This is a genomic window from Vibrio sp. Scap24 (genome assembly GCF_013394185.1).
GTDB classification, from domain to species: domain Bacteria; phylum Pseudomonadota; class Gammaproteobacteria; order Enterobacterales; family Vibrionaceae; genus Vibrio; species Vibrio pomeroyi.
Window position 1 is genome coordinate 1,028,877 of sequence record NZ_CP041333.1, and the last position, 24,279, is coordinate 1,053,155.

General features: G+C 43.7%; 16 protein-coding genes. 7 read left to right on the plus strand and 9 right to left on the minus strand.

Features of this window, described 5'->3' with window-relative positions:
• Positions 1-84: 84 nt before the first annotated feature.
• The 5 genes from mrdA to FLM53_RS20035 all read right to left on the minus strand — a co-directional run bounded on the left by mrdA (position 85) and on the right by FLM53_RS20035 (position 8,077).
• The gene (gene mrdA, locus FLM53_RS20015; protein ID WP_176679694.1) at positions 85-1,983 is read right to left on the minus strand and encodes a penicillin-binding protein 2; all 1,899 of its coding nucleotides are present in this window, start codon (positions 1,981-1,983) and stop codon (positions 85-87) included.
• 326 nt (positions 1,984-2,309) lie between these two features.
• Entirely contained in the window at positions 2,310-3,965 is a 1,656-nt protein-coding gene (locus FLM53_RS20020; RefSeq protein ID WP_176679693.1) for an ABC-ATPase domain-containing protein, read from the minus strand.
• 120 nt (positions 3,966-4,085) lie between these two features.
• Positions 4,086-5,993 carry an EAL domain-containing protein gene (locus FLM53_RS20025; protein ID WP_176679692.1) on the minus strand — a complete coding sequence of 636 codons (1,908 nt, stop codon included), beginning with the start codon at positions 5,991-5,993 and terminating at the stop codon, positions 4,086-4,088.
• 179 nt (positions 5,994-6,172) lie between these two features.
• Positions 6,173-7,372, minus strand: coding sequence for an enoyl-ACP reductase FabV (gene fabV, locus FLM53_RS20030; RefSeq protein WP_176679691.1), 1,200 nt, complete (start codon positions 7,370-7,372; stop codon positions 6,173-6,175).
• Positions 7,373-7,453: 81 nt separating this feature from the next.
• The gene (locus FLM53_RS20035; RefSeq protein ID WP_102427934.1) at positions 7,454-8,077 is read right to left on the minus strand and encodes an arylesterase; all 624 of its coding nucleotides are present in this window, start codon (positions 8,075-8,077) and stop codon (positions 7,454-7,456) included.
• Here FLM53_RS20035 and FLM53_RS20040 point away from each other — a divergent pair.
• From FLM53_RS20040 to FLM53_RS20050, 3 genes are all read left to right on the plus strand, one after another.
• Positions 8,076-8,750, plus strand: a complete 675-nt coding sequence (locus tag FLM53_RS20040; protein WP_017632619.1) for an ABC transporter ATP-binding protein — start codon at positions 8,076-8,078, stop codon at positions 8,748-8,750. The two genes, FLM53_RS20035 and FLM53_RS20040, sit on opposite strands and share 2 nt — an antisense overlap.
• Position 8,751: 1 nt before the next feature.
• Positions 8,752-11,190: an ABC transporter permease gene (locus FLM53_RS20045; protein WP_176679690.1), complete on the plus strand. Its 2,439-nt coding sequence runs from the start codon at positions 8,752-8,754 to the stop codon at positions 11,188-11,190.
• 533 nt (positions 11,191-11,723) lie between these two features.
• Positions 11,724-13,178, plus strand: a complete 1,455-nt coding sequence (locus tag FLM53_RS20050; protein WP_176679689.1) for an FAD-dependent oxidoreductase — start codon at positions 11,724-11,726, stop codon at positions 13,176-13,178.
• Between the two features lie 143 nt (positions 13,179-13,321).
• Here the strand turns inward: FLM53_RS20050 and FLM53_RS20055 are convergent, their stop codons facing one another.
• From FLM53_RS20055 to FLM53_RS20065, 3 genes are all read right to left on the minus strand, one after another.
• The gene (locus FLM53_RS20055; RefSeq protein ID WP_176679688.1) at positions 13,322-14,272 is read right to left on the minus strand and encodes a biotin-dependent carboxyltransferase family protein; all 951 of its coding nucleotides are present in this window, start codon (positions 14,270-14,272) and stop codon (positions 13,322-13,324) included.
• Positions 14,265-15,026, minus strand: coding sequence for an allophanate hydrolase subunit 1 (locus FLM53_RS20060; RefSeq protein ID WP_176679687.1), 762 nt, complete (start codon positions 15,024-15,026; stop codon positions 14,265-14,267). Before FLM53_RS20060 ends, FLM53_RS20055 begins: the two co-directional genes overlap by 8 nt.
• Positions 15,027-15,154: 128 nt before the next feature.
• On the minus strand, positions 15,155-15,898 hold the full coding sequence (locus FLM53_RS20065; RefSeq protein WP_176679686.1) for a 5-oxoprolinase subunit PxpA: 744 nt from the start codon (positions 15,896-15,898) through the stop codon (positions 15,155-15,157).
• 252 nt (positions 15,899-16,150) lie between these two features.
• Here FLM53_RS20065 and FLM53_RS20070 point away from each other — a divergent pair, with 252 nt between their 5' ends.
• The 4 genes from FLM53_RS20070 (at position 16,151) to galE (ending at position 21,718) form a co-directional block, all read left to right on the plus strand.
• The gene (locus tag FLM53_RS20070; protein ID WP_256099327.1) at positions 16,151-18,130 is read left to right on the plus strand and encodes a TonB-dependent siderophore receptor; all 1,980 of its coding nucleotides are present in this window, start codon (positions 16,151-16,153) and stop codon (positions 18,128-18,130) included.
• The gene (locus tag FLM53_RS20075; RefSeq protein ID WP_176679684.1) at positions 18,120-18,647 is read left to right on the plus strand and encodes a YfiR family protein; all 528 of its coding nucleotides are present in this window, start codon (positions 18,120-18,122) and stop codon (positions 18,645-18,647) included. The genes FLM53_RS20070 and FLM53_RS20075 overlap by 11 nt, the downstream gene beginning before the upstream one ends.
• A complete protein-coding gene (locus tag FLM53_RS20080; RefSeq protein ID WP_176679683.1) occupies positions 18,647-20,623 on the plus strand; it encodes a diguanylate cyclase in 1,977 nt (658 codons plus the stop codon). The genes FLM53_RS20075 and FLM53_RS20080 overlap by 1 nt, the downstream gene beginning before the upstream one ends.
• 81 nt (positions 20,624-20,704) lie before the next feature.
• On the plus strand, positions 20,705-21,718 hold the full coding sequence (gene galE / locus FLM53_RS20085; RefSeq protein ID WP_176679682.1) for a UDP-glucose 4-epimerase GalE: 1,014 nt from the start codon (positions 20,705-20,707) through the stop codon (positions 21,716-21,718).
• A 340-nt stretch (positions 21,719-22,058) separates the two neighbouring features.
• Here the strand turns inward: galE and FLM53_RS20090 are convergent, their stop codons facing one another.
• Positions 22,059-24,206, minus strand: a complete 2,148-nt coding sequence (locus tag FLM53_RS20090) for a TonB-dependent hemoglobin/transferrin/lactoferrin family receptor (RefSeq protein WP_176679681.1) — start codon at positions 24,204-24,206, stop codon at positions 22,059-22,061.
• Positions 24,207-24,279: the final 73 nt, after the last annotated feature.

The following is a 24,279-nucleotide window of genomic DNA, read 5'->3' on the forward strand; positions in this document are numbered from 1 at the left end:
ATAGAAGATAGAAAAAGCCCCACATGCGATTAGTGGGGCTTTGTGTTTATTGCTACTAACAACTAATAAGTCATAAGTAATGAGCTATGAGTTGTCTTTACTCACTCCGCTCTTATGCTCAAATGCGTAGTCGAGTACCTTACGAATGTAAGGCGCACCAACTTTTGAACCACCGTTACCATGCTCGATAACCACTGTCGCGACGTATTCAGGATTATCATAAGGTGCAAACGCGGTATAAAGCGCGTGGTCGAGTAGGTGACGTGCTAACTTCTTCGAGTTATAAACCTGATCCTTTGCCAAGTCGAATACTTGTGCCGTACCCGATTTACCACCACTTACGTATTCAGCGCCCTTGAAGGCTCTTCGACCGCTGCCTCGGCTGCCGTTGTTTACCAGCCTCATTGCATTAATTGGTACATCCCAAATTTCGTCGGGAACTTCGTCAATTGATGCCATCTGTTTTGGTACGACAGGCATTTGCATATCAAAGTCTTCACCATGATCTAGTGTTGCTCTTAGAATGTGCGGAGGCATTACCTTACCGTGATTCACTAGCACAGAAGTGGCTTTGGCTAATTGCAGTGGAGTAGAAGTCCAATAACCTTGTCCGATACCAATCGGCACGGTATCACCTTGATACCAAGGCGTACGATAGCGCATCATCTTCCAATCACGAGTCGGCATGTTTGCGGTACTTTCTTCGTAGATATCGATACCTGTCGGTTTACCAAATCCGAAGCGGTTCATCCACGTTGAAATACGATCGATGCCCAAATCAAAGGCCGTTTGGTAGAAGAATGAATCCACTGACTCCTCAATCGCTTGTGTCACATCAACCGGGCCATGCCCCCAACGTTTCCAATCTCGCCACGCTTTTGAGTTAGGTTTAGAACCGGGGATACGCCATGAACCGTGGTCATCACGAATGGTGTGTTCAGAGATAACATGCTCTTGCAAACCAGCAACGGCCATAAAAGGTTTCACGGTCGAAGCGGGTGGGTAAACACCCAATGTTGTGCGATTCACCAATGGGTGTGCAGGATCGTTAAGCAATATTCGGTAGTTTTTGCTCGAAATGCCGTCCACGAACAAGTTTGGGTCATAGCTTGGGCTCGACGCCATTGCCAATACGCTGTTGTCTTTAGGATCCAGGATCACAGCACTGCCTGTTCGGTTATCAAGTTGGTCGAAGACGTATTTTTGTAGCTCGATGTCGATGTTAAGGACAATGTCTTTGCCTGCGACTGGAGGCACATATTGAATCGTTCTAACAATGCGTCCTCGGCTGTTCACTTCGACTTCTTGATATCCCTTGGTGCCATGAAGGAGGTCTTCATAGTATCGCTCTACACCTAGCTTACCGATCACAGTTGTCGCTTGGTAATTGGATTCTTTACCTTGTTCATCAAGCTTTCTTAAATCGCTGTCGTTGATATGTGCCACATACCCCAAAACATGGGTGAGTATTTCACCGTTCGGATAGAAGCGTTTAAGGCTGGTATCGATCGATAAGCCGGGGAATTGATATTGTTGAACAGAGAACTTAGCGATCTCTTCTTCATTAAGACCTTCTAATATCGTCACGGGTTTGAAGCGACGGGTGTTGTGATAACGCTGTTTGAATCGCTCGATTTGTTCATCATTGAGAGGGATGAATTTGTTGAGCTTGCTCAGCATGACATCAACATCATCCGTCTTTTCGGGGATCATGGTTAAATCGAACACGAGTTGGTTCTCGGCCAATAACACACCATTGCGATCGTAGATCAAACCACGCGTAGGGGCGATGGGAAGCACCTTAATTCGGTTTCCGTCAGCTCGTGTTTGGTAACTTTTGAAATCTTGTACTTGGAGCCTGTAGAGGTTTCCAATCAGAACGAGGGTGAAGACTAAAATCCCTGCAAACGCGACTATTACTCGGTTTCGAAACAGGTTTACTTCGCTTTTATGATCACGCATTTTGACGCGTTGGTGGTTCATCAAAACCTCAGGCTTTTACATTTAGTTACATTTGTAGAGTCGGGACTTTATCCGAATATCACCATGGCTTTGTAAAAGCTGTGTCATGATTCTTGGTATTTCCAAGATAAGTAGCGTTGTAGCTAGCCTAGGAGTGACAATTAATCACGTGCCTACTGCACGGAGCTGAACAACAAGTTGTGAATTGGTTTATGAGATAGGCACTTCAGAAAGGATAGAAGGTAAATGTGGGATACTGGGTAAATGGGGCTGCTAGGTAAACGAAGTAAAAAACGGCCCTCATAAATGAGAGCCGTTGATAGGAGTTACTGATGTTCAGTTAAATCTTAGTTCGAAGGTTTGAACTGAGATTTACGCATACGGTTCAACGCAGCCATGATATCCAACGTTCTTGGTTTCGCTAGGTCACCATATTTCGGCATGTTAGCGTGCCATTCTTTTTCTAAAATAGTGTTGAACTCTTTCGCTGGGTTGTTTGACCAGCCTGGAGTTTGTGCAAACTGGAACCAAGCCCAACCGATCGCATTGACCTCTGATGTTGACTCAAGTTGCTCTAGTGCAGAAAGATCAGCAAACTCTTTACCAAAGCGCAGTGATTCTTTGCCTTTCGCACTAACGCGGAACTTGCCATCCATAAGAATGTTCATCAGTGAAGCGCGGTTCAATGAACGTGGCACAAACATCTCTAATGCCGTTTCACATTCGTTCGTACGTTGAGTAGGGTGTTGAGCAATCACTTCTTTTGCTTTTTCAGTTACGTCTACCGCTTGGTAGTCGTGCATTTGAATTACAGTGTTTGCTACGTCTAGGTAATCACCAGAACCGCCCATAACCACGATGGTTGAGATGTCCATCTCTTCACGTAGCTGGCCGATACGGTCAACAAGCGGTGTGATTGGCTCGTCGCCTTTAGACACAAGCGCCTGCATACGCTCATCACGAATCATGAAGTTAGTAGCTGACGTATCTTCATCGATAAGTAGCGTTTGCACACCGGCTTCGATCGATTCTTGTAACCAAGCCGCTTGCGAGGTTGAACCCGAAGCATCTTGAGTGCTGAAATCAGACGTGTCTTTCTTCATTGGTAAATGGTTGATGTAGTTCGACAGGTTCAAGCTGTGCACACATCGGCCATCTTCCGCGCGAATCTTCATTGTATCAATCGCAGTCACAATACCTTCACGACCATCACCAGGGATATGGTTGTAGATAGAGCGTTCAACAGCATTCAATAATGTCGATTTACCATGGAAACCACCACCAACGATCAATGTGATGCCTTTAGGAATGCCTAGGCCAGTCACATCACCTTGGTTTGGCGTGTTTAATGTTACGCTCAATGATTCTGGCGCTGAAAAAGGAACGGCATCTTTCATTGGAAGGTCACAGTTACCCGCGATACGTGGTAGCACACTACCGTTCGCAACGAATGAAGCTAGGTTGTGCTCGTCTAATTGAGCACGAAGCGCTTCTTGGTCTTCAATCGTTTCACAATGTTTAATCATCGCATCGATGTTCAGTTCACGTTCAAGCGTTGCGCGACGAATAAACTTCGGTAAGTAGAAAGTGATGATGTTGATTGCTTTCTTAGCAAGAATGCTACGGCCATCGGCAGGCAGATTGATACGGAAGCGAAGTTCGATACCGTGCTCAGTGAACACAACCGATGTGCTGTCTAAAACTGTTTGACCAGTGAGAGCGATTGAAACCGTCGATTCTTGCTTAGCGAATTCAGAAAAGCTACGCGCAATAAAGTCACGTGCGGCAACTTGGTATTCGTAAGACTTTTCTTTCAGCCAATCTAACCCAGTTAACGACCACGCGCGTGTTGCGCGAAAACGAGAAGCTGACGCGTACGGGTCACCTTGAATGTGGTCGATGTGTAATTCAAAATCAGCAAAGTCGTATTGACCTTTAATTTGTTGATATGCACGGTAGTTTTGTTTTTCGAGCTTTTTAAGCTTTGCAGTCAACTGATCCATAACGAGGAATGCCTATATAAGGGGAAAGATAAAAACAGAAAGGCGGCGATTATAAAAATCACCACCTTTAGAGTAAAGGGAAAGTAGGCCTAAATCCAAAACTAACTGCTCTTTTTCGCTTTAAGCGTAACGAGTTGTCCCCAAATAGTTTTGATTGATTAAGCTGTGTTCGAATTCTTGGCTCGGCATTGGTCTGCCATAGAGGTAACCTTGGCCAACATCGCAGCCTTCATCGATAATAAACTTCTCCTGAGCTTCTGATTCTATGCCTTCAATCGTGACATTGAGGTCGAGTTTTTTCGCGATTTGGACAATTGAACGAACAATTTCCGAGTCTCCGTCGGAGTTGAGCATTTGATCAATAAAGCTCTTATCAATCTTAATCGTGTCGAATGGGAATTTCTTCAGGTAACTGAAAGAGGCATAGCCTGTACCGAAGTCATCGAGTGACAATGTAACGCCTATATCGTGCAAAGATTCCAACGTGTTCTTGGCGACAACTTCATCGGCGATTAAGCCGCTCTCGGTGACTTCAAGCTCTAAGAAGCGGGGCTCGAGGTGATAGGTTTCCAATAGGTGAATCACTTGTTCTGCAAAATGCGCGTTTTTGAGTTGTACAGCAGAAACATTAACCGCCATTTTGAAGTCTTCAACGTATTCAGACCACTCTTTGGCTTTTTCAATCGCATTGCGTAGAACAAAGCTGCCCACTTCGAAAATCAAGCCGTTTTGTTCAGCCATATGTATCAGGGTTTCGTTGGAGATATCGCCTAAAACGGGATGTCGCCAGCGGAGAAGCGCTTCTGCGCCAACCCAACGATGAGTCACTGGGCTTACTTTAGGCTGGAAGTAGAGCATCAAGTCATCATTACGAACAGCTTGTAGCAAATAGCCTTCAATCTTGTTGATGTGGCTTTGTTCTTCTGTATGAGATTGAGAGTAGTAAGCGTATTTTTGACCAGAATCTTTACAGGCAAGCATCGCTTCTGATGATTTTTGAAGAATGCTCTCTGCATCATCTTCACTGTCCGTAATCGCAATCCCAATATAGGCATGCAAATGGACTTTATCGCTTTCGATATCAAACTCGGAATGTCCAACTTGCACTAGCGTTTGACTGAGCTCTTCGAGGCGATGGTGAAGATCTTTCACGCTGAATGCCAGAACAAGATCGACAGAAGTAGGGCGCGCCGTTAATACCTCGATGTCAGTAATGCTGTCGATACGTTGTCGATATTCCACAAGCACTTGGTCTAGCGCGCTGTAACCGTAACGTGCTTGAATTCTCCTGCCATTGGTAAATCCAATATGAATAACGGCGAACGAACCTTCAGTCAGCCTTCGTTGTGCGATTAGCTTGTGATTTAAGCGAGATTCAAAGGCACTTCGGTTTAAAAAACCCGTACCGAGGTCATGATTCTTTTGGAAGTTAATCTTCTGTTCAGCCGCTTTTCGCTTATCAATTTCTTGATTCAACGAGTAATTAAGGCTCGCAAGATCTTTAGTGCGATTGTAAACGCGGTTTTTTAGGTCGCGATTCATTTGGGTAAGCTTGGCGTGTTGGAACAGGGTTTTAAGCTGAGATTCAATAGAAGTCCGAAAGCTCTCTAACAGTTTGATATAAGTAGAAGTGTAGTGGTTCTCTTTCGAGTCCAAGATACAAATGGTGCCAAACAGTTCACCGTTAGGCCAAAGTAATGGAATACCACAATAGGAGACTAAGCCGAGTTTGATGTCTGGGTTGTTTTCCCATTTAGGATCGGCAAGCGCGTTAGGAACAAGAAGCTCTCGTTGAGTTTCCATCACTGTTTCGCAGTACAGCCCATTCCCCAGTGTTTCAGAATCACCTTTGTTGTATGGGTTGTTGTCGCTACGGCTGGTTGAGAAAACTTCAATGTAATTGGCGTGAACACGCATGATCAGTGCTGCGGGCACTTGAGTAATTTGAGCTAAGAGGTCAACAATATTCTGCCAACCGTGCTCCATATCGTCTGGGATATCTAAATCGAGAGTTTTTATTTTCTTCATATGACTCCGAGTCAATTATGCTAAATGCATCAACACATCCTGTGTTAATTATGATGAACCAAAGAAAACTGTGAATCTTACGTTAAGTAAGTATAAGAAATGTTGCACAAAAAAACCTCGGCAATTTTGCAGAGGTTTTCAAATGTGAATACGGGTCTCAGTAATGAGATAAATTTCGATTAGGACTTTAATTTTATAAAGTCTTCACTATTCAGTTTCTTACTGTAATCTACTGATGGTTGCGCGAACCCGTTCAGCTGTAAGAACTCATCTTTGAACCCTTGGTAATCACCCAAAGTTTGGAAATTGCTTTCGTCCATTTTATCCAGCAATTCGGTCACATGTGCTTGGGTTTCAGGATCTAACTCCCAATCGTCCATACGAATCAGACGTTCACCATCAAGCGGAACTTTGGTCTGCCCATACAGTTTGCTGCTAAACAAACGCTGCATCTGCTCGATACAACCTTCGTGTGTCTCTTTCTCTTTCATCACTTTGTACAAAGCAAGCAAGTAAGGGCTTAACCCTGGGATGAACACACTTGCTTTGGTTACCAAGGCCTTACACACGGTCGCGTAAGCATTGCCGTCGAAGTTAGCTAGCTCAAGGTTTAATGCATGACTGGTTTGATGAAGGTCGATCTTAGCGCGACCTAAAGTACCGTCTAGGTAGATAGGGTGCGTCACTTCAGGGCCAACATACGAGAACGCGATCGTCTTACAACCCGGAGCAATCGACTCCGCGTTGATCAGTTCATCTATCCAGTTTTCCCAATCTTCACCACCCATTACTTTGAGTGTGCTTTCGGCTTCTTCTTCTGTTGCAGCGTCGAGCGTGTTGGTCACCCAGTTGTCGTGCTCAAGAGAAATCGTCGCACCAGTAACGCTTTCGCCAATCGGCTTAATAGCTGAGCGCCAAAATTCATCGGAGTCTGGTTTTGGTCTCACACCTGCGGCTAAGCTGTAGATGATCAGATCGACTTCACCTTCGAAGTAGGTTTCGATGGCTTCGACAACTTGGGAGCGTGTTTCTTTAGAAAATGCATCGCCAACGATGTTGATAGCAGTGCGCTGCTCTCGTTCGGCTTCTTTCTTGAAGTAGATGTTGTTGTACCAACCAGCACTACCGAGGGATTTTTCGTTAGGACCGCGTTCGAATGAGACGCCGATAGTGTCAGCGTTTGCACCGCCAAAGGTAAGGGCGATACGAGCGGCAAGGCCGAAGCCAGAGGAAGCGCCGATGATCAGTACTCGTTTAGGGCCATCTTTGATTTGCGGCGCACTCTTAACAAACTTGATTTGTTGCTTTACGGCTTCTTGACAGCCAATAGGGTGAGCGCTTTTAGCTACCACACCCTTGATAACAGGTTCGATCAGCATAAATAACCTTACAGTTCACGGTGATATGCACTCAGGCTAACGTAAAGCTGTGTAAAATTTATTGAGCTAGACCATTAAAACCTAAAGATACTGATATAATTCTTCGGCGACAAATTCAGCGATCCAAGGTTGAGCTTCTGGTTTAGGATGCAAGCCATCGTTCATCATCCACTCAGGTTTAAGGATGATATGTTCCAGAAAGAACGGCAAAAGCGGAACATTTTGTTGATCAGCTAAAGCCGCAAAAACGTACTCAAATTGTTGGTTATAACGCTTACCGTAATTTGGTGGAATTTTAATCTGCATCATAATCGGTTTTGCGCCTGCGGCTTTTATCTGCTCAATGATTTGATCAAGGTTCGCAGACATCAGCTTAGGTGGAAAACCACGAAGGCCATCATTCGCTCCTAGTTCGATAAGAACGGTGTCTGGAGCATGTTCTTCAAGTAGTTGAGGCAAACGAGCTAAACCGTTGCCCGTTGTGTCACCAGAGATACTCCCGTTAACCACGGTAACCGCTTTATCATGTTTTGCTAGCGCGTCTGGCAACAAACTTGGCCAACTCTGTTTGATATCCATGTTGTAACCAGCACTCAAACTATCGCCAAGTACCAATAACTTTGAATCTTGAGCTGACGCAGAGCCTTGAGCTAAAGAAGCGGTTGAAAATAAAATAAAGAATAAAAAGGAAATTAGTCGAGTCATGCATACATCCATCATTAAAGCAGAAGCTGTTTCCAAGACAGTGTCTACTAATCAAGAACATTTAACAATCCTAGAGCACGTTGATATCGATATTCGTGAGGGCGAAACGGTCGCGATCGTAGGCACGTCTGGTGCAGGTAAATCGACCCTAATGACGCTGTTAGCTGGACTTGACGTACCAACCAAAGGTGAAATTAACCTCTTAGGGCAACCACTTTCGCAACTTGATGATGAAGCAAGAGCTAAAATTCGCAGCGAATCCGTTGGGTTCGTATTTCAAAGCTTCTTGTTAATCCCAAGCCTGTCTGCACTACAAAATGTCACGCTTCCTTGTCTATTGAAGGGTGAAGACGAAGACATTGAACGAGCGACCGCTCTGCTTGAATCGGTTGGTTTAAAAGACAGACTTGATCACTTGCCGTCTCAGCTTTCAGGTGGCGAACAACAAAGGGTCGCTCTAGCACGTGCCTTTATGATCAAGCCAAAAATCCTATTTGCTGACGAACCTACAGGCAACCTAGACCAACAAACGGCGGCCAAAATTGTGGAGCTGTTGTTTGAATTGAACTCTTCGCACGGCACAACTCTAGTATTGGTGACACACGACCCTAAGCTTGCACAACGCTGCCAACGAACGCTTAAGATGCATGTCGGTCAAATAGAGGAAGTCTAAATTGAATTCATCAAACGGACTGAACAAACGCCTGTTTTCGTGGAGCATCGAAGAAATTCGACATGGTCAGCTTTGGCCTGTATCCATTGCGTTAACCTTGATCATCGCTTGTGTTTTCGCATTGTCGGCACTGGCCGAGCGTATGGAGCAGGTGATTGTTAAGCAGGGCAAAGACGCACTGACAGCGGATAGTGTGTTTATCTCTGCAAACCCAATTCCACAACCTTTGCTCGACCTGACTCAAGTTGAGCAGTTAGAAAGTTCCGAGTTGACTCGTTTCTCCACCATGGCATTCAGTGATAACTCCATGCAGTTGGTGACGGTGAAAGCGGTCGAAAGTAATTATCCACTGCGCGGTGAAATGATACTAGAAGGCGCTAACAATGCGTCGAGTAATCATGTTGAACCGGGCGAGCTTTGGCTTGATGAACGTATTTTTGCGCAACTTGAAGTTAAAACCGGTGACAATGTCACTATTGGTGATGCCGATTTAACAATAACAGGGCGCATCACGCAAGAGCCGGGGTTGAGCTTTAATCCGTTCCAGCAAATGCCTGCTGTATTAATACACAAAAGTGATATTGACGCGACGGGTGCTATTCAGCCGGGAAGCCGTGTGAGCTTCAGGCTGTTCTTGAACGGTGATGATGCAAAGCTCAAAGCGGCACAAGACAGTATCGAGCTAACACCAAGTGATCGCTGGCGTACACAAGATTCAGCAAGTCGTACTAATGATATGTTCGAAAGCACGACTCAATACTTATCGTTAACTGTTGCTATCGTTGTGATAATGGCGGCGACGACCCTTGTACTCACGTGCCAACACTATGTGGCAAGCCGTCGTAAAACCATCGCCATGCTGAAAAGTTTGGGCGCAAGCAAACAGTGGATCATTAAGTGGCTGTCTGTTCAGGTATCTCTATTAGTCGTTATTGGTGCTGTGCTAGGTATCGCGATTGGTATTGGCTTAGAATTTTTGCTTCGAATCCCACTGGGTGACTTGTTGCCTTCGCCACTTCCAAGCTATGGCATTGAGCCCGCTATTTTGGCGATTTTATCGAGCATTCTGATTGGTGTACCTGCCTTAGGGATTCCATTGATCGGCTTAGTTAATACATCGGCCATCAGCGTGATTCAATCAAGTCATAAATCACACGACAGCTATAAAAAGTTCGCGTTGTTACTAGTACCTATTATCCCGATGATGCTGATGTACGGTGATAACCTATTGGTATGGATTGTTCTAGCCGGTATTGCATGTCTGTTCTTGGTGTTAGCTGCTGTGAGCACGATTGTTCTGCGCTTGTTCGGTAAGTTACCGACGTCGACATCAATGCGCTTGGCGCTAAGCCGAATCAATCGTACTCCACTAGCAACAGGTATTCAGTTTGGTTCTTTAGCTCTTTCGTTGATGTTGTTGTCGATTATCTGGTTGGTGAGAAGTGATCTGCTATCCGATTGGCAGCAAACCTTGCCAGAGAACGCACCGAATGCGTTTGCGCTAAACATTGCGAGTTACGAGAAAGACAGTTACTTAGCAACCATCGACTCTAACGAAGTGGAGCGCACTCAAGCATTCCCAATCATCCGAGGAAGACTGACGACCATTAACGGCGTAGAAGCGGCTGAATACAGTGACACATCTGAACAAAATGACGCATTGAGCCGTGAAATCAACTTCACATGGGGTGATCAGTTACCTGAGTACAATGAAGTGCTTGAAGGCAGTTGGACGCAAGAGCAGGGCGTGTCTGTTGAATCGGAAGTCGCTGAACAACTTGGTTTGAAAATTGGTGATGAGCTTTCATTCACTATTAACAGCCAAAATGTTGCAGCTAAAGTTAATAGCATCCGAAAAGTAGAGTGGCGTGAGATGAAGCCAAACTTCTACTTCATCTTTACTCCAGATGTATTGAGTTCGATTCCATCAACTTGGTTGGTGAGTTTCAGACTCGAAGACAAACACGATCAAATGCTCAATGAGCTCTCTCGAAATCACCCAACCGTGAGTTTGATGGATATCCGCGTGATGGGCAGCAAGATCCAAGAACTGCTTAAGCAGATTGTTTGGTCAATAACAGTGCTCGCTGCGCTTGGTGTTGTTGCTGGACTGTTGCTTATCTTCACGCTGCTACGTCTTAGCTTGTCTCAAAGGCAACAAGAGATTCGCTTGTATCGCACGCTAGGAGCGAGTAAGAAGCGCATCCTCAATACCATTTGGTGTGAATATGGGTTGATGGCGCTTGTGGCAGGTTCGATTGCGGCGCTGGGTTCTGAGCTCAGTGTTGCAGGAGTAATGAACTTTGGTTTTGAGCTAGAACCATCACTTCACCCGGTGCTTTGGATAACATTACCAGTGCTGACGTTTATGACTTTAGCTGCCGTCGTAAACAGCTTGATCAAACGCTTATTGGCGCCAGTAAACAAGGATTTCGGTTAACTAACCACTAGAACGTCAATTCACTGAGTAAAACGGCCTAATCGCGAATATTTTATGGGTAGTAGCAAGCTATTTATAAAACCAACCGATAGGCCGTTTTTTATTTGACCAACTGGTAGCATAAGTAAGAGATATCACACCTTAATTTCATCTGTTTTCAGCATAATTTAAAACTCATTGTTCAATAATGCCGATTTAATGAACAGCGGTTAGTCCCTGTAAACAAAGGGTTTGCGCAACTTAGCAAGAACGTTATCAACAGTTATCCACAAAAACGGTGGATAACTTTAGGGATAAGTTAACATCTGTGTTTTAAGAGTATTGAGACAGCCTTTATGTGGCGTCACTTAGGACAAATTTGACTGTTAGAATAACCTTTAAAACTTCATATCGAGTTATTGAGTCAAGAGATTATTTATGTTTTTTACATAGATATTAATTAGCACCAAGCTAAGACCTTGATAAAAATGTGTTTTAATTCGTCGCCGAACAAAAGTAGAATAGCGTTAGTTAATCTTATTCTACAGAACACGATGAACCACAACAAAACGGATACAAATCAACCTTCTATTGCCATTGTTGGTGGTGGTATTGCCGGAACCACAAGCGCGATTCACTTTAGTGAGTTGGGTTTTAAGGTCACTATCTTGGAAAAAGGGCCGAGTTTGGTTAATGGTCCACCAATTTGCCACCTGCACGCTGGCGGCAATTTGTATCGAGATATTTCTGTAGAGCAGTGTCTTCAGTTGCTCACACAGTCAATTGATACCGTCCGCTTGTTCCCTCATACCATCAACATTCGCCCGACAATCATCGCTGTGCCGCACAGTGATGGAGGTGAACCTATGGATCTGCTTCCTCGTCTCAAGATAATCAAAAGCGCTTACGCTGAGCTTGTTAAACAAGATAAAAGCAACCAAGTGCTTGGTGACCCTGAAGAGTATTACAAGCTCTACAGCAAAGAAGACTTATTAGAGATAGCAGAACGAGCTCAGCCCCTAAAACCCATGTCACTCGATGATTGGTGTATTCCTTTTGCTAAGCACACAGATTTAGACACGCTTAAATATCCTGTTGCGATGGTTCAAGAGTATGGTTGGAGTGTGTTCCGACTCTCTGCTACGGCACAACTGTCTCTGGGTCAGCAATCGAATTGCACCGTGCTAACCAACAGCCGTTTACAGTCTGTTGAATCGACAGGCGAAGGCTGGTCTTTGACTTACACCGATAGTGAAAACCAAAGCTGCAATCTAACAACTGATTACCTAATCAATGCCAGTGGCTTCGAAACGGGCATTGTTGATGACTTTGTAGGTTCAAAGCAGCAACGACTAGTCGAATTTAAAGCCGCGTATGTGACAGAGTGGCCATTCTCGCAAGATTGTAAGGAAGAGTGGCCAGAGGTTATCTTTCATGGTCCTAGAGGCACACCACAAGGCATGGCTCAATTAACGCCATACGCTGATGGTGTATTCCAGCTTCATGGCATGACAGAAGGGATAACTCTCTTTGAAGGCGGTCTTGTTTCATCGTCAACGGATTCATCACAACCTCAGCTGCCATCCAAACTTCTTAAGAAGATCGTATCAGGTTGGAGCGAAGAGCAACTTGAGCTAAGAACTCGCGCCGCCATTACGCACATGTCTCAGTTCATTCCAAGTTTTCGTTCTGCACAGGTTGGTGGCAAACCTCTATTCGGTGCGCAACAAATCCCAGGAACCGACCCTAGTTTAAGGGCTTCTGACGTGTCTTTCTGTGGTGAGCGTTATGCTCGACTTGAAGTAGTTAAAGCGTCTTCAACGCTAGAAGCAGCACAAAAAGTGGCTGAACAATGGTTTGATATTGCTGAAGCGGTTTCTATTGAAGATACTCACTCAGTGACAATGTCACTTAATTTGAATGATATTGAAAACAGAGCGATAGGTTTAACTCAGGAGCGCGGCTACCCAGATGCGCTTGCTAAGGTATCAGGCCAAGAACACGGTTAAAACTACGCTTATACGTTTAGCGTTTAAATAATGATTGGCTCACCAAAAACAAAATCCAGCTTGCTGAAATAGTAAGCTGGATTTTTAGTTTATACGTCTTGGCTTGTGATTTTAACTGACTGATATTTATCTACAGGGCCACATCAATAACCGAAAAATTGTGCCCACTGACACCACACATCTTGTAAGCCCAATCGGTCGCCTTTACTAAACGATATTTCGTGACCAGGTTTAGCTTGTGCTAAGCGCGGTAAGTCGATTCTCGCAACACAGCCAATCTTTGGATAACCACCAATGGTTTGTCGGTCGTTGAGTAACACAATAGGCTGCCCATCTTGTGGGATTTGAATCGCCCCAAGCGCAATGCCTTCCGATAGTAACGAAATATTTGGAGACTCAACCACATCGCCGTTGAGTCGGTAGCCCATTCGATTCGAGTTTTGGTCAACGGTGTATTGAGAGTTGTAGAAGGTCTTTTTTGCTGACTCAGAGAATAGCTCGCTCTGATAGCCTTCGATCACGCGTAAGTTAACTGGTAGGTTGTAATCGGGTTTGTATCGGAAAGTGACACTCAGAGCCTTAAAAGGTTTAGATAGGCCATGTTGAGTAAAACTTATCTTTTGGCCTTTTTGACAAGGTTGCCCGTCTTGCGTGAGGCCTCCAATTTTTTCTCGCGTCACAGTCGAGCTGCTATTGAGAGTATTGGCAACGTTGAAGCCCCCTTTAATCGCCAGATACGCTCGCAACCCATTCTTAGGCAATCCAAATGAAAGAACTTGTCCTTTAAAAGCTTGGAAGGTACTCCAATTATCTAATAGCTTTCCATCTAACGAGGCTTGAAGATCACCGCCACACAAAGCCATCTCGCAATCTGAGTCGACCTTTAGAGCACATTGTCCAAGAGTGATCTCTAATGCTGCTTGATTGACTGGGTTTCCAAGTAAATGGTTCGCCCAACTATAAGAATAGTCATCAACAGGGCCACCTTGTGTAAGCCCGAGGTGAGCAACGCCAAAACGGCCAAAGTCTTGAATCAAACTCAATGGTCCGGGTTTGATGACGGTGAGGGTCGGATGAGCCTTTAACTTAACCATGATTGTCACCTCCACTAATCTCCACAGACCTAAGCTCCATAAACTCGTGTTTTGATATCGATCTGAAACGCACACTGTCGCCGACATTAAGCAGCGATAATGGACCTTGTGTGATATCTGCTTTACTCAATTGGCTATGGTCAAACAGCGATAAAGGGCAGCTACCAATAATGTTCCAACCACCGGGTGAATCAGATGGGTAAACCGCAGTTTTCGAGTCGGCAATCGCGATGCTACCTTTTGGAACACTTAAACGTGGCGTTGAATGACGAGGTAAAGCTAGTTCACTGACGACATCCGACATAAAAGCAAAACCGGGAATGAACCCTATCGCGCTGACACTGTATGTCTCTGAGGTGTGATGTTGGATGATATCGTCCAGCGATAAACCTTTCTCTTGATATCTATCTAAATCGAGCGCTGTTTCAGGTGAATAATAGGCGGGAAGTTCAATAATGTTCGCCTTATCGGTGGTATTTGAAAATGAAGACAGAGCCTGAGTTAACAGCGAGTTTAGCTGTGTAATAAACTGCTGTTCTGAAATTCTATAAGGTAGGTAGTCAACCAATATGGTGTGGTAGGCTGGTGTCACATTCATTAAGACTGACGCTAGGTCTTGGCGAATAGCGTTTGAAAAATGCGCCATATACTGCGCATCGATAGCACTAGAGTGAAGCTTTGAAGGCATTAGCGTAACCAGAACGCTGCATTCAGCGACCGGTTCTATATTGAATTCAACCTGATTTTTGGTCATTTCCTTTCCATACATTTATTTCAACTTCCATGTTGAGCGCAGTATCAGCTTGCAAAGTGTTCTTAGCCAACGAGCAGAGTCGCACTTGTATAAATTGAAAGCATTGATATTAATTAAAAGCATTGATATCAATTAAAAGCGTTAAGGTCTTGTCGGATTTTTCTAATTAATGCGATGGATTGAGGGTTGTCTCCGTGAACACAAATAGTGTCAGCTTCAATAGGTAGCCGTTCGCCCTCAATGGTTGTGACAGAGCCATAGTTAATGATTTGCATGACTTGGTTGTAGATATCGTCTTGATTGACGTACACCGAGCCTTTTTGTGTACGTGGTGCTAGATGACCAGTGTTTAAATAGGCTCTGTCGGCGAAGGCTTCAAACAAGAGCGGTAAATCATGATCGTCAGCAATATCCAGATACTGTTGATTGTCAGACGATGACAGGATCATCAGCGGAATATTGAACTCAGCTACAGCTTGAGCAACAGCGTTAAATACATCCGTGTTCGCCATCATATCGTTGTAAAGAGCCCCATGAGGCTTCACATATCCAACCGTAGTGTGGTGATAACGACAAAGGGCTTGTAGTGCACCAATCTGATAACAGACTAACTCACTGATCTCGTCCATGGTGTGGGGGATTGAGCGACGTCCAAACCCAATAAGATCTTGATAACCCGGGTGAGCCCCAATTTGAGTGTTGTAGTGCTGCGCAAGCTTTATGGTCTTGGACATGACGTGAGGATCGGACGCATGAAAACCACAAGCGATGTTAGCCATATCGACCCATTCCATGACAGATTCATCATCTCCCATCTTCCAGTTGCCGAAACTTTCTCCCATGTCGCAATTAAGCAAAATCTTCGTTGTCACTTGGTGCTAATCCTTTACGTTGTGGTATCTAAAGACGTTCGTATAAATGACAGAATTAAACAGTGACCCAATTCAAAGTTTTGTTATTGATAATTTATTAGTACGCCATTTCATATATAGTTCGCATATCAAAAAAGAATACTATTTATCTGTAGATTAGGTGAGCGCATGATTTCCCGACCAGTTTGCTTAGGATTGGCATTAACCACACCGGCTTGTGTAATGGCTCAGGAAAACTCCTTAGATCAGCTCATGTCTATGAGCCTGGAAGAGCTGTCAATGCTCGATGTTGAAATGGAAACGGCATCTAAGGTCACACAAAAACTGACAGATATTCCGTCATCTGTGTACGTACTTTCTAATGAGAGAATCCAACGCAGCGGCGCGAAAAGCATTGCCGAAGTTTTGATGTTGGTGCCGGGGCTAAAAGTCACCAAGTTCAACGAAACGTCATGGTTTGTGTCTACTCGCGGTTTTCACGACGGTTTATACAATAGAATGCTCGTCATGATGGATGGACGTAGCTTGTTCAGCCCTGTATATGGTGGCACTTATTGGAGCGACGTTGATTATATTCTTGCTGATATTGAACGAATCGAAGTCCTTAAAGGGCCGGGCGGCACAATTTGGGGCGGTAACGCCGTCAATGGTGTGGTCAACATCATCACGAAATCCGCTAGCGACACTCAAGGCACTTATATTTCAGGTTTAGCGTCTAATACTGATAACTATGAAATCAGCGTCAGGCAAGGCTTAAGCTTAAATGCAGATGTGAATGCGCGTGCGTTCTACAAATACCGCGAAGAACCTTCTTACCGCTCTAATGAATCTGAAAAGTTGAAAGCACAATCTGCTGGAATGGTATTTCAGCCAAGTGATGCAGAACAGCATTGGTCTTTAAGGATTGGTGGAGAAAAGAGCTTTTACGAATCTGAGTTGTATTCGGTTCAATACGATACCTCTGGTACTCTCGTTGATTACCAAGCTAATGATTTTGATAACGAAAGCCACTCTTTTTACCTACATTTTAATAACGCTCAAAACATCAGTGACAACTCGACGCTCTCATACTCGTTATGGGGAGAATACAATGAAGACAATGCGCCCGACGCCCCGGGAAGTTATACCACTGTTGATTTTGACTCGACGTTGATCAATCAGTTATCACCAAGCCATCAGGTAACATTAGGCGGTGGACTGCGATACATGCACCTCGATTTCTCATCCAATCAGTTAAGTGACGTCGATTGGTATAACCCTAGCTCTTACGGGCGTGCCTACAACATACAAACGGCCAACGATTACATCGCCAATGCGTTCGTTCAATCACAAATGCAATGGACAGAAGCTCTGTCAATCACGATTGGCGCAAAATTAGAGCATTTCACTCAAAACCATTCTTCTGAGATTTCGCCTCAAATTCGCGGATTATATAAGCTCAATCTTCGTCACTCTATTTGGGCAGGTGTCAGTAAAGCGGTAGTTGCACCTTCCTATATGGATAGTAACTCAGCGTATTACTTTAATAGTTACTATCCGGACTCTGGAGCGGGCTACTTAGATGTCTATAAATCGAATTCCAACCTTGATAACGAAAATGTTGTGACTGTTGAAGTGGGTTATCGCTACACCAACGATTCAGATTTTGAGCTAGATGCGACTATCTATTTAAGTGAACACGATAACCTTCGTTTCCATAGTTATGATCCTAATGACATTCCGGCTAACCACGTTTATGTCGGTGCATTGTCTGATGATTACCAAGCTCAAACCTATGGCTTAGAACTCGGTGCGACTTACAAACTGACGAAAGACGTTACCAGCTATTTTAGTTACGCCTACTCGACGTTAGAGGGTGAAAGCAAAGGAAACGACCCTAAGTCAAATCCACAGAATAGCGTGTACTATGACATCGATAATGAACACTTAGCGACGGCGCAGTTGATGTGGAACATTACTGATAGTTGGCAATTTGATGTCATTGGACAATACATCAATGTGAATTACCCTGATTACTGGGTCGCTGAAGATGGAACTCAATATGAATGGCAATCTTACCCTCATGAGGTGACCTTTGATGCTCGATTAGCTTGGAAGAAATCACAAGCTGCTCCTTTAATTGAATTGGTCGTCGAGAACATTGGTAAAGCTAATGGCTATCAGGCTGAAATGACTTCCGATAAAAGCGTCAATCAAGAGTCTGTCTATGTAAGGGTATCTCATGAGTTTTAGACGGTTAGTAAGCCGACTTATTTATTGCATAATTTTTGCAATAACGTTCTCGCCGACTGTTAGCGCCGAGGGCTTTAAATCTTATGAAGTTAAAGCGGTTTACCTGTTTAGGATTGCCAATTTTATTCAATGGCATGATGAAAGTTCGATGGACTCTGTTCAGTTCTGCGTGATGGGGAATCAGAAAGTCGCCGATACTTTAATTTCTATCACGAATGGTAAGTCGATTCGCTCATTGCCGATTCACGTTCAACAAACCATTTCTCCGGAATGTAACATCACTTATCTATCTGATGTCGAACGCGGTTCGATTGAGACTGAATTCAATAGCAATGACGTATCGCCCAATATGGTTACCATTAGCGATACATTAAATTTTAGTGAGCTAGGGGGAGTCATAGAGCTCACTCGCATCAACAATAAAATCAAGCCTAAGATCAACTTAACCAACGCTAAAAGAGGCACCTACATTATCGGCTCAAACCTTTTACGCATCTCAATTGTGGAGGGTAAGTAATGTTGGCCTTCATCAATAATATATCTATTAAGAACAAGCTTATTCTGCCGATCATTCTGTTTATCTCGGTTGCGTTTATTACGATTCAATCAATAAATTACACTGTCACTTTTGAGCGAGAAAAAGATAACCTAATACAACGAGTGAAAGTCTTGGCGCAGGGCGTTGCTTATAACTTGCAAGCAGCCATATTATTTGAAGATAAAACGTCAGCTAACGAGATTCTATCGGCATTCGTAGCTGATGGAGACATTGTTCGAGTCAAACTGTTTGATAAGCAAGGCGAGCTATTCGCGAGCTATCAAGTCAGCGATATCGAACTTCCAAGGCCTACTACCGAGGAGCGCAAAGATATTGGCTCCCAACAATTTGCGATTTCAGAGAACTATATCTATCTGTTGGTACCCGTGATTCTCGATAATGAAAACATCGCAAATCTACGTGTGACCATTTCTAAACAAACCTTTGCCAAGATCTTCACCAATATCTTTAAAGTCGCAGGGATCTACCTTGTGCTTTTGGTCGTGCTAGGAGGTGTGTTAGTCACGCTTATTCAACGTTTTATCATTGAACCGATGTTCGAACTTAACGAAGCAATGCAGGCGTTTGTAGAACGTCGCGCTGAGCAACCTAGACTGATCACGTCTAACAATGACGAGATAGGCGAATTGGTTCGTGCTTTCAACACCATGTTAGAGCGTTTAAAGCATCGCGACAGCCAAATCAATTTCACGCTTGATAAGCTACAAGAAGAGAAAGCTTTTGCGAATGAAGTAATCGAGACTGTTCAGCACTCACTCCTCGTTGTCGATAATAAGGGCGTGATTGTACATGCCAACATGGCCACACGTGACATATTCAAATGCACGGAGGCGTTTCTTGAAAACCTAACTATTCAAGAGTTAATCCAAACTAAGCAGGCCAGCTTCTTACAAGGAATCATCGACTCTAATATTGAGCTAAACGATGAGTTAATCGAAGCTACTGATCTCTTTCAAAATAAACAGTGGCTTCAGGTGAGCAGCCGATCGCTATCCAAAAACGGGAATACTTTGTTTGCTATACAAGACGTAACCGATATAGAAACCGCCATGAGCCGTCAACGTATTGCGGCCGGTGTTTTTGAGAACAGTAAAGATGGATTGATCGTGCTGAACTCGTCAAACGTGATCACCATGGTTAACCCAGCAATCACACAGCTACTTGGCTATCACGCAGATCTGCTGGTGGGCAAAACACCTTTTGAAGTCTTCTCTTGGCAGCAGTTTTCATCGTTAATGCCAACAATTCGAAGCTCATTGGAAAATTATGGTCAATGGCAAGGGGAGGTGTGGGAGAAAAATGTATCCGGCACCGTGGTTCCGATGTTCGTCAAAGTGAACCGAGTTCTATCTGACAATAAAAAAGGTGAGTTTGATATGGTTCTGACTTTATCTGACTTATCTAATGTCAAAGAGATGGAGAGGCTTGAACATTTAGCCCATCACGACGCATTAACGGGCTTAGCCAATAGGGCACAACTGTACAAGTTTTTAGATGATGTTGTCACGTCTAGCCATTATTCAAATCAACACTTTGCTGTGATTTACTTAGATCTAGATGGTTTCAAGCACGTCAATGACACCTATGGTCATGATGCAGGCGATGAAATACTCAAAGAAGTCTCTAGTCGCCTCTTATCCCAGGTGCGAGCCGGTGATTTAGTGGCTCGTTTGTCGGGCGACGAATTTGTTCTTATTATTAAACAGACAAACAAGACCTTGTTAGCTCGGTTAGCTGAACGTTTGTTGGGGCTTATCGAGCAAGAAGTGAGTTATAAGCAGCGCTCACTGCATGTTGGAGCAAGCCTAGGCATCCATTTGGTTGACGGGGTAGAACGAGACCTTGATGGGATATTGAAACTTGCCGATGAGGCGATGTATCAAGCGAAACATAAAGGAAAAGGTCAGTTTGTGTTCTCTGATGAGAGCGAATAACTCCATAGGTTTGTGACCAGCACCTAAGTTGTTGTATCATAAGTGATAGGTTGAGTATTTTAAATTTAAGGTCTACTAAACATGAATGTGTTAGTTACAGGTGGCATGGGTTACATTGGCAGCCATACAAGTATCCAGATGATTCACGCAGGCATGACACCTGTTCTTTTCGATAACTTGTACAACAGTAAGCCAAGCGTTCTTGATCGTATCGAGAAGGTGTCTGGTGTTCGCCCTATTTTCATTGAAGGCGATATTCGCGATAAGGCACTCTTAGCTGAAACAATGAAGCAACATAATATCGAAGCGGTTATCCACTTTGCAGGACTAAAGGCTGTAGGAGAGTCCGTTGAGAAGCCTCTTGAATACTACGACAACAATGTGAACGGCACTTTGGTCCTGGTTGATGCGATGCGCGAAACTGGTGTAAAAACACTGGTATTCAGCTCATCAGCAACAGTATATGGCGATCCTGCTAGTGTTCCTATTACAGAAGACTTCCCAACAAGCGCGACTAACCCATACGGGCGCAGTAAGTTAATGGTTGAAGAGTGTCTTACTGACTTCCAAAAAGCGAATCCAGACTGGAGCATCACGCTACTTCGCTACTTTAACCCTGTTGGTTCACATCCAAGTGGTGAGCTAGGTGAAGATCCACAAGGCATCCCAAACAACCTAATGCCGTTTGTTTCTCAAGTAGCCGTAGGCCGCCGTGAATTCTTATCGGTATTTGGTAGCGATTATCCTACTAAAGATGGGACCGGTGTTCGTGATTACATCCACGTTATGGATCTGTCTGACGGCCACATCGCGGCACTTGAGAAAGTAGGGCGCAAAGATGGTCTTCATATCTATAACCTTGGTACAGGCAATGGTTCAAGTGTTTTAGACATGGTTAAGGCGTTTGAACAAGCAAGTGGTAAGGAAATCCCTTATAAACTTGTTGAGCGACGCGCTGGTGACATCGCAGAATGCTGGGCAGATCCGGCTAAAGCTCAGAAGGAGCTTGGGTGGAACGCGACACGTACACTGACAGAAATGACCGAAGATACATGGCGCTGGCAGTCAACTAACCCTGATGGTTTCCCTAGTTAATCTAGTTGTTTCATGAATGATTAACTTATAAAAAGATGCTTTAGGGCATCTTTTTTGATCTAAATCGAATAAAAAGTAAATTAGAGGTTAAAAAGTATCATTCTGTATTCGTTGTGTTACTATGCACGCGAATTATATGTTTAATGTTAATTTTCTTTGGAGTTAATCATGGAACTAGGCCTAATCATCACTTTCATCGTTGCTGCTGCAGTAATGGTTAAGAAAGAAATGGCAGAGAAGTAATTTCACTTTATACCTTTTTTATACAATTTTTAGTGAAATAGAAAAAAGCCAGCTTATAGCTGGCTTTTTAGTATCTGTAATTCAGGTTTGTAACGAATTAGAATTCGTACTTAGCTGAAATACCGTAGTTTCTTTCTGCTTGAGTGTTCTCTTTGTACAGTTCGTCGTCGCCGCGAACGTCATTCCAACGGTAGTACTCTTCGTTAGTTAAGTTGAAAACACCACCACGAATAGTCAGATCTTTCATCGGTTTGTAGTATGCTGTTAAGTCAACAACAGTTGCACTTGGTAGCTCTGCTTGACCAGCATTACCGCCATTTTCATCATCGAAGTTAATGTCTGAACCAGATTTGCTAGCCGTATAGTTCAGCTTAAGGCTAGTACCCCAGTTTTGGCTTGGAGCATCATAGTTTAGACCTAAAACAGCATTCCAAGGGTTCACGCTGTTCAATGCGTTGCCGTTGCCGTCTTCACCTTCAGTGTACGAAGCAACAAAGTGTGTTGAAATACCTTCAGGCGCACCAACTAACACATCCCACAATAGTGTATTTGAGAACTCCACACCCTTAATCGTCGCTGAATCTAAGTTAACGTTAGAGTAGTGTGTCATACCGTTTTCTTTCTTCGTGATTACAGTTTCGATGAAATCATCGTAATCACTGTAGTACGCTGCAATCTCAGACGAAGAAGCTTGAGTATTATGACGGTACCCTAGCTCGTAAGAGATACTTGTTTCTGATTTTAGGTCTGGGTTTGGATCATTTACGTAACCATGACCTGGGTTGTCATATGTGTAATACAGTTCATCAAACGAGGGGGCTCTAAAACCTTGACTGATTTGGCCAAACACAGTGCCTGTATCAGTTAGTTTATATGTTGTACCTAAACGACCTGTAACTGCAGAATCTGAGAAATCCGTTAAAGATTCGCCAGTATTTTTACCAGGATCTGTAGAGAAATAATCAAAACGAACACCAGGAGTGACGATAAGCTTGTCGTTGACTAGGCTAATCTCATCCTGAATAAACAGACCAAACTTTTGCTCTTTAGCATCTGGGGTATAAACATACAGTTGGTCATCTGTATCTGGATCAGAGTTATACTCCATATTGGTGTTACTAATATCGCTATGCGTATACGTCGCACCATAAACTAAGTAATGATTGTTAATCTGTTTGTCTAACTGCGTCTCGATTTCAACTTTATCTTCGGTGTAATCGTAATCTTTGGTTTGAAGATTGTCGTTATTAGCAGGTACGTAAGGAGGGAACCCTGGGCCTGCTGGTTTAAAGCGCTTCGTTACACCATTTTCTTCTTTAGAAATGTACGATACTTTGCTCGTTACAGTGTCAGCGATCGAGCCATCAGCAAACCAAATATGCTTAATTGCGAATCGGTTTTGTTTAGTGTCATCTTCACCAGTGTAGCTATCATAGCTTGAATGGTAAATGTCAGAGTCTGAAGTGTCTTTAATTAGCTCCGCTAGAAATTCAATACGGTGGCTTTCATTCAATTGGTATTGCAGTTTTACCAATAGGTTATCTGATGATGTATCTTGATTTTCTACCGCGTAGTTCTCTAGATCACTGGAATTACGGAAGTTTTGAAGTTCTTCACCATCACGACGAGTATAAGCAACCAATGTTTCTAAATCGCCAAATCGATTAGCTAATGCAACATGCTCACTAAACGAGTTGTCTTCAGAAGAGTAAGACAGCTTAGCCTGACCGCCGAAGTCTTTACCATCTTTCAAGAAGTCAGAAGGATCTTTAGTTTCAAAGGCAACTACGCCACCAATAGCATCACTACCGTGCAAACTTGAAGCTGCTCCCTTGATAATTTCAACGCTTTTTAGCATATCTGGATCGATTGAAATACCGCTAGAGTTGATAAATGCGTAAGGACCACCATCAAATGAACCAGGTTGCGATGAACCATCAACTAGAATCTTGACGCGTTTGCCTTCCATACCGCGAATATTGATAGTTTGTGCACCTTGGCGTGAACTCGAGTTCATCGTTACACCTGGCGTGTATTCAAAGATCTCATTTACGTCTTTTGCCATGTTCTCTTCAATTTCCTTATCAGAGATGACTGTGACAGAAGCCGCTGTGTTGATAAGTGTTTGATTCGTACGAGTTGAAGATACAACAACCTCGTCAAATAGGGCATAATCTTCAGCAAAGGCTGATGTTGATGAAAGCGCTAAAACGATTGAAGCAGAGAGTAGGGATTGCTTATACATCTGATAGTTACCTTAATTCCATAGTATTATCTTGATTTCGCGAAAGATAATATTGGATCTAAATGATAATTAC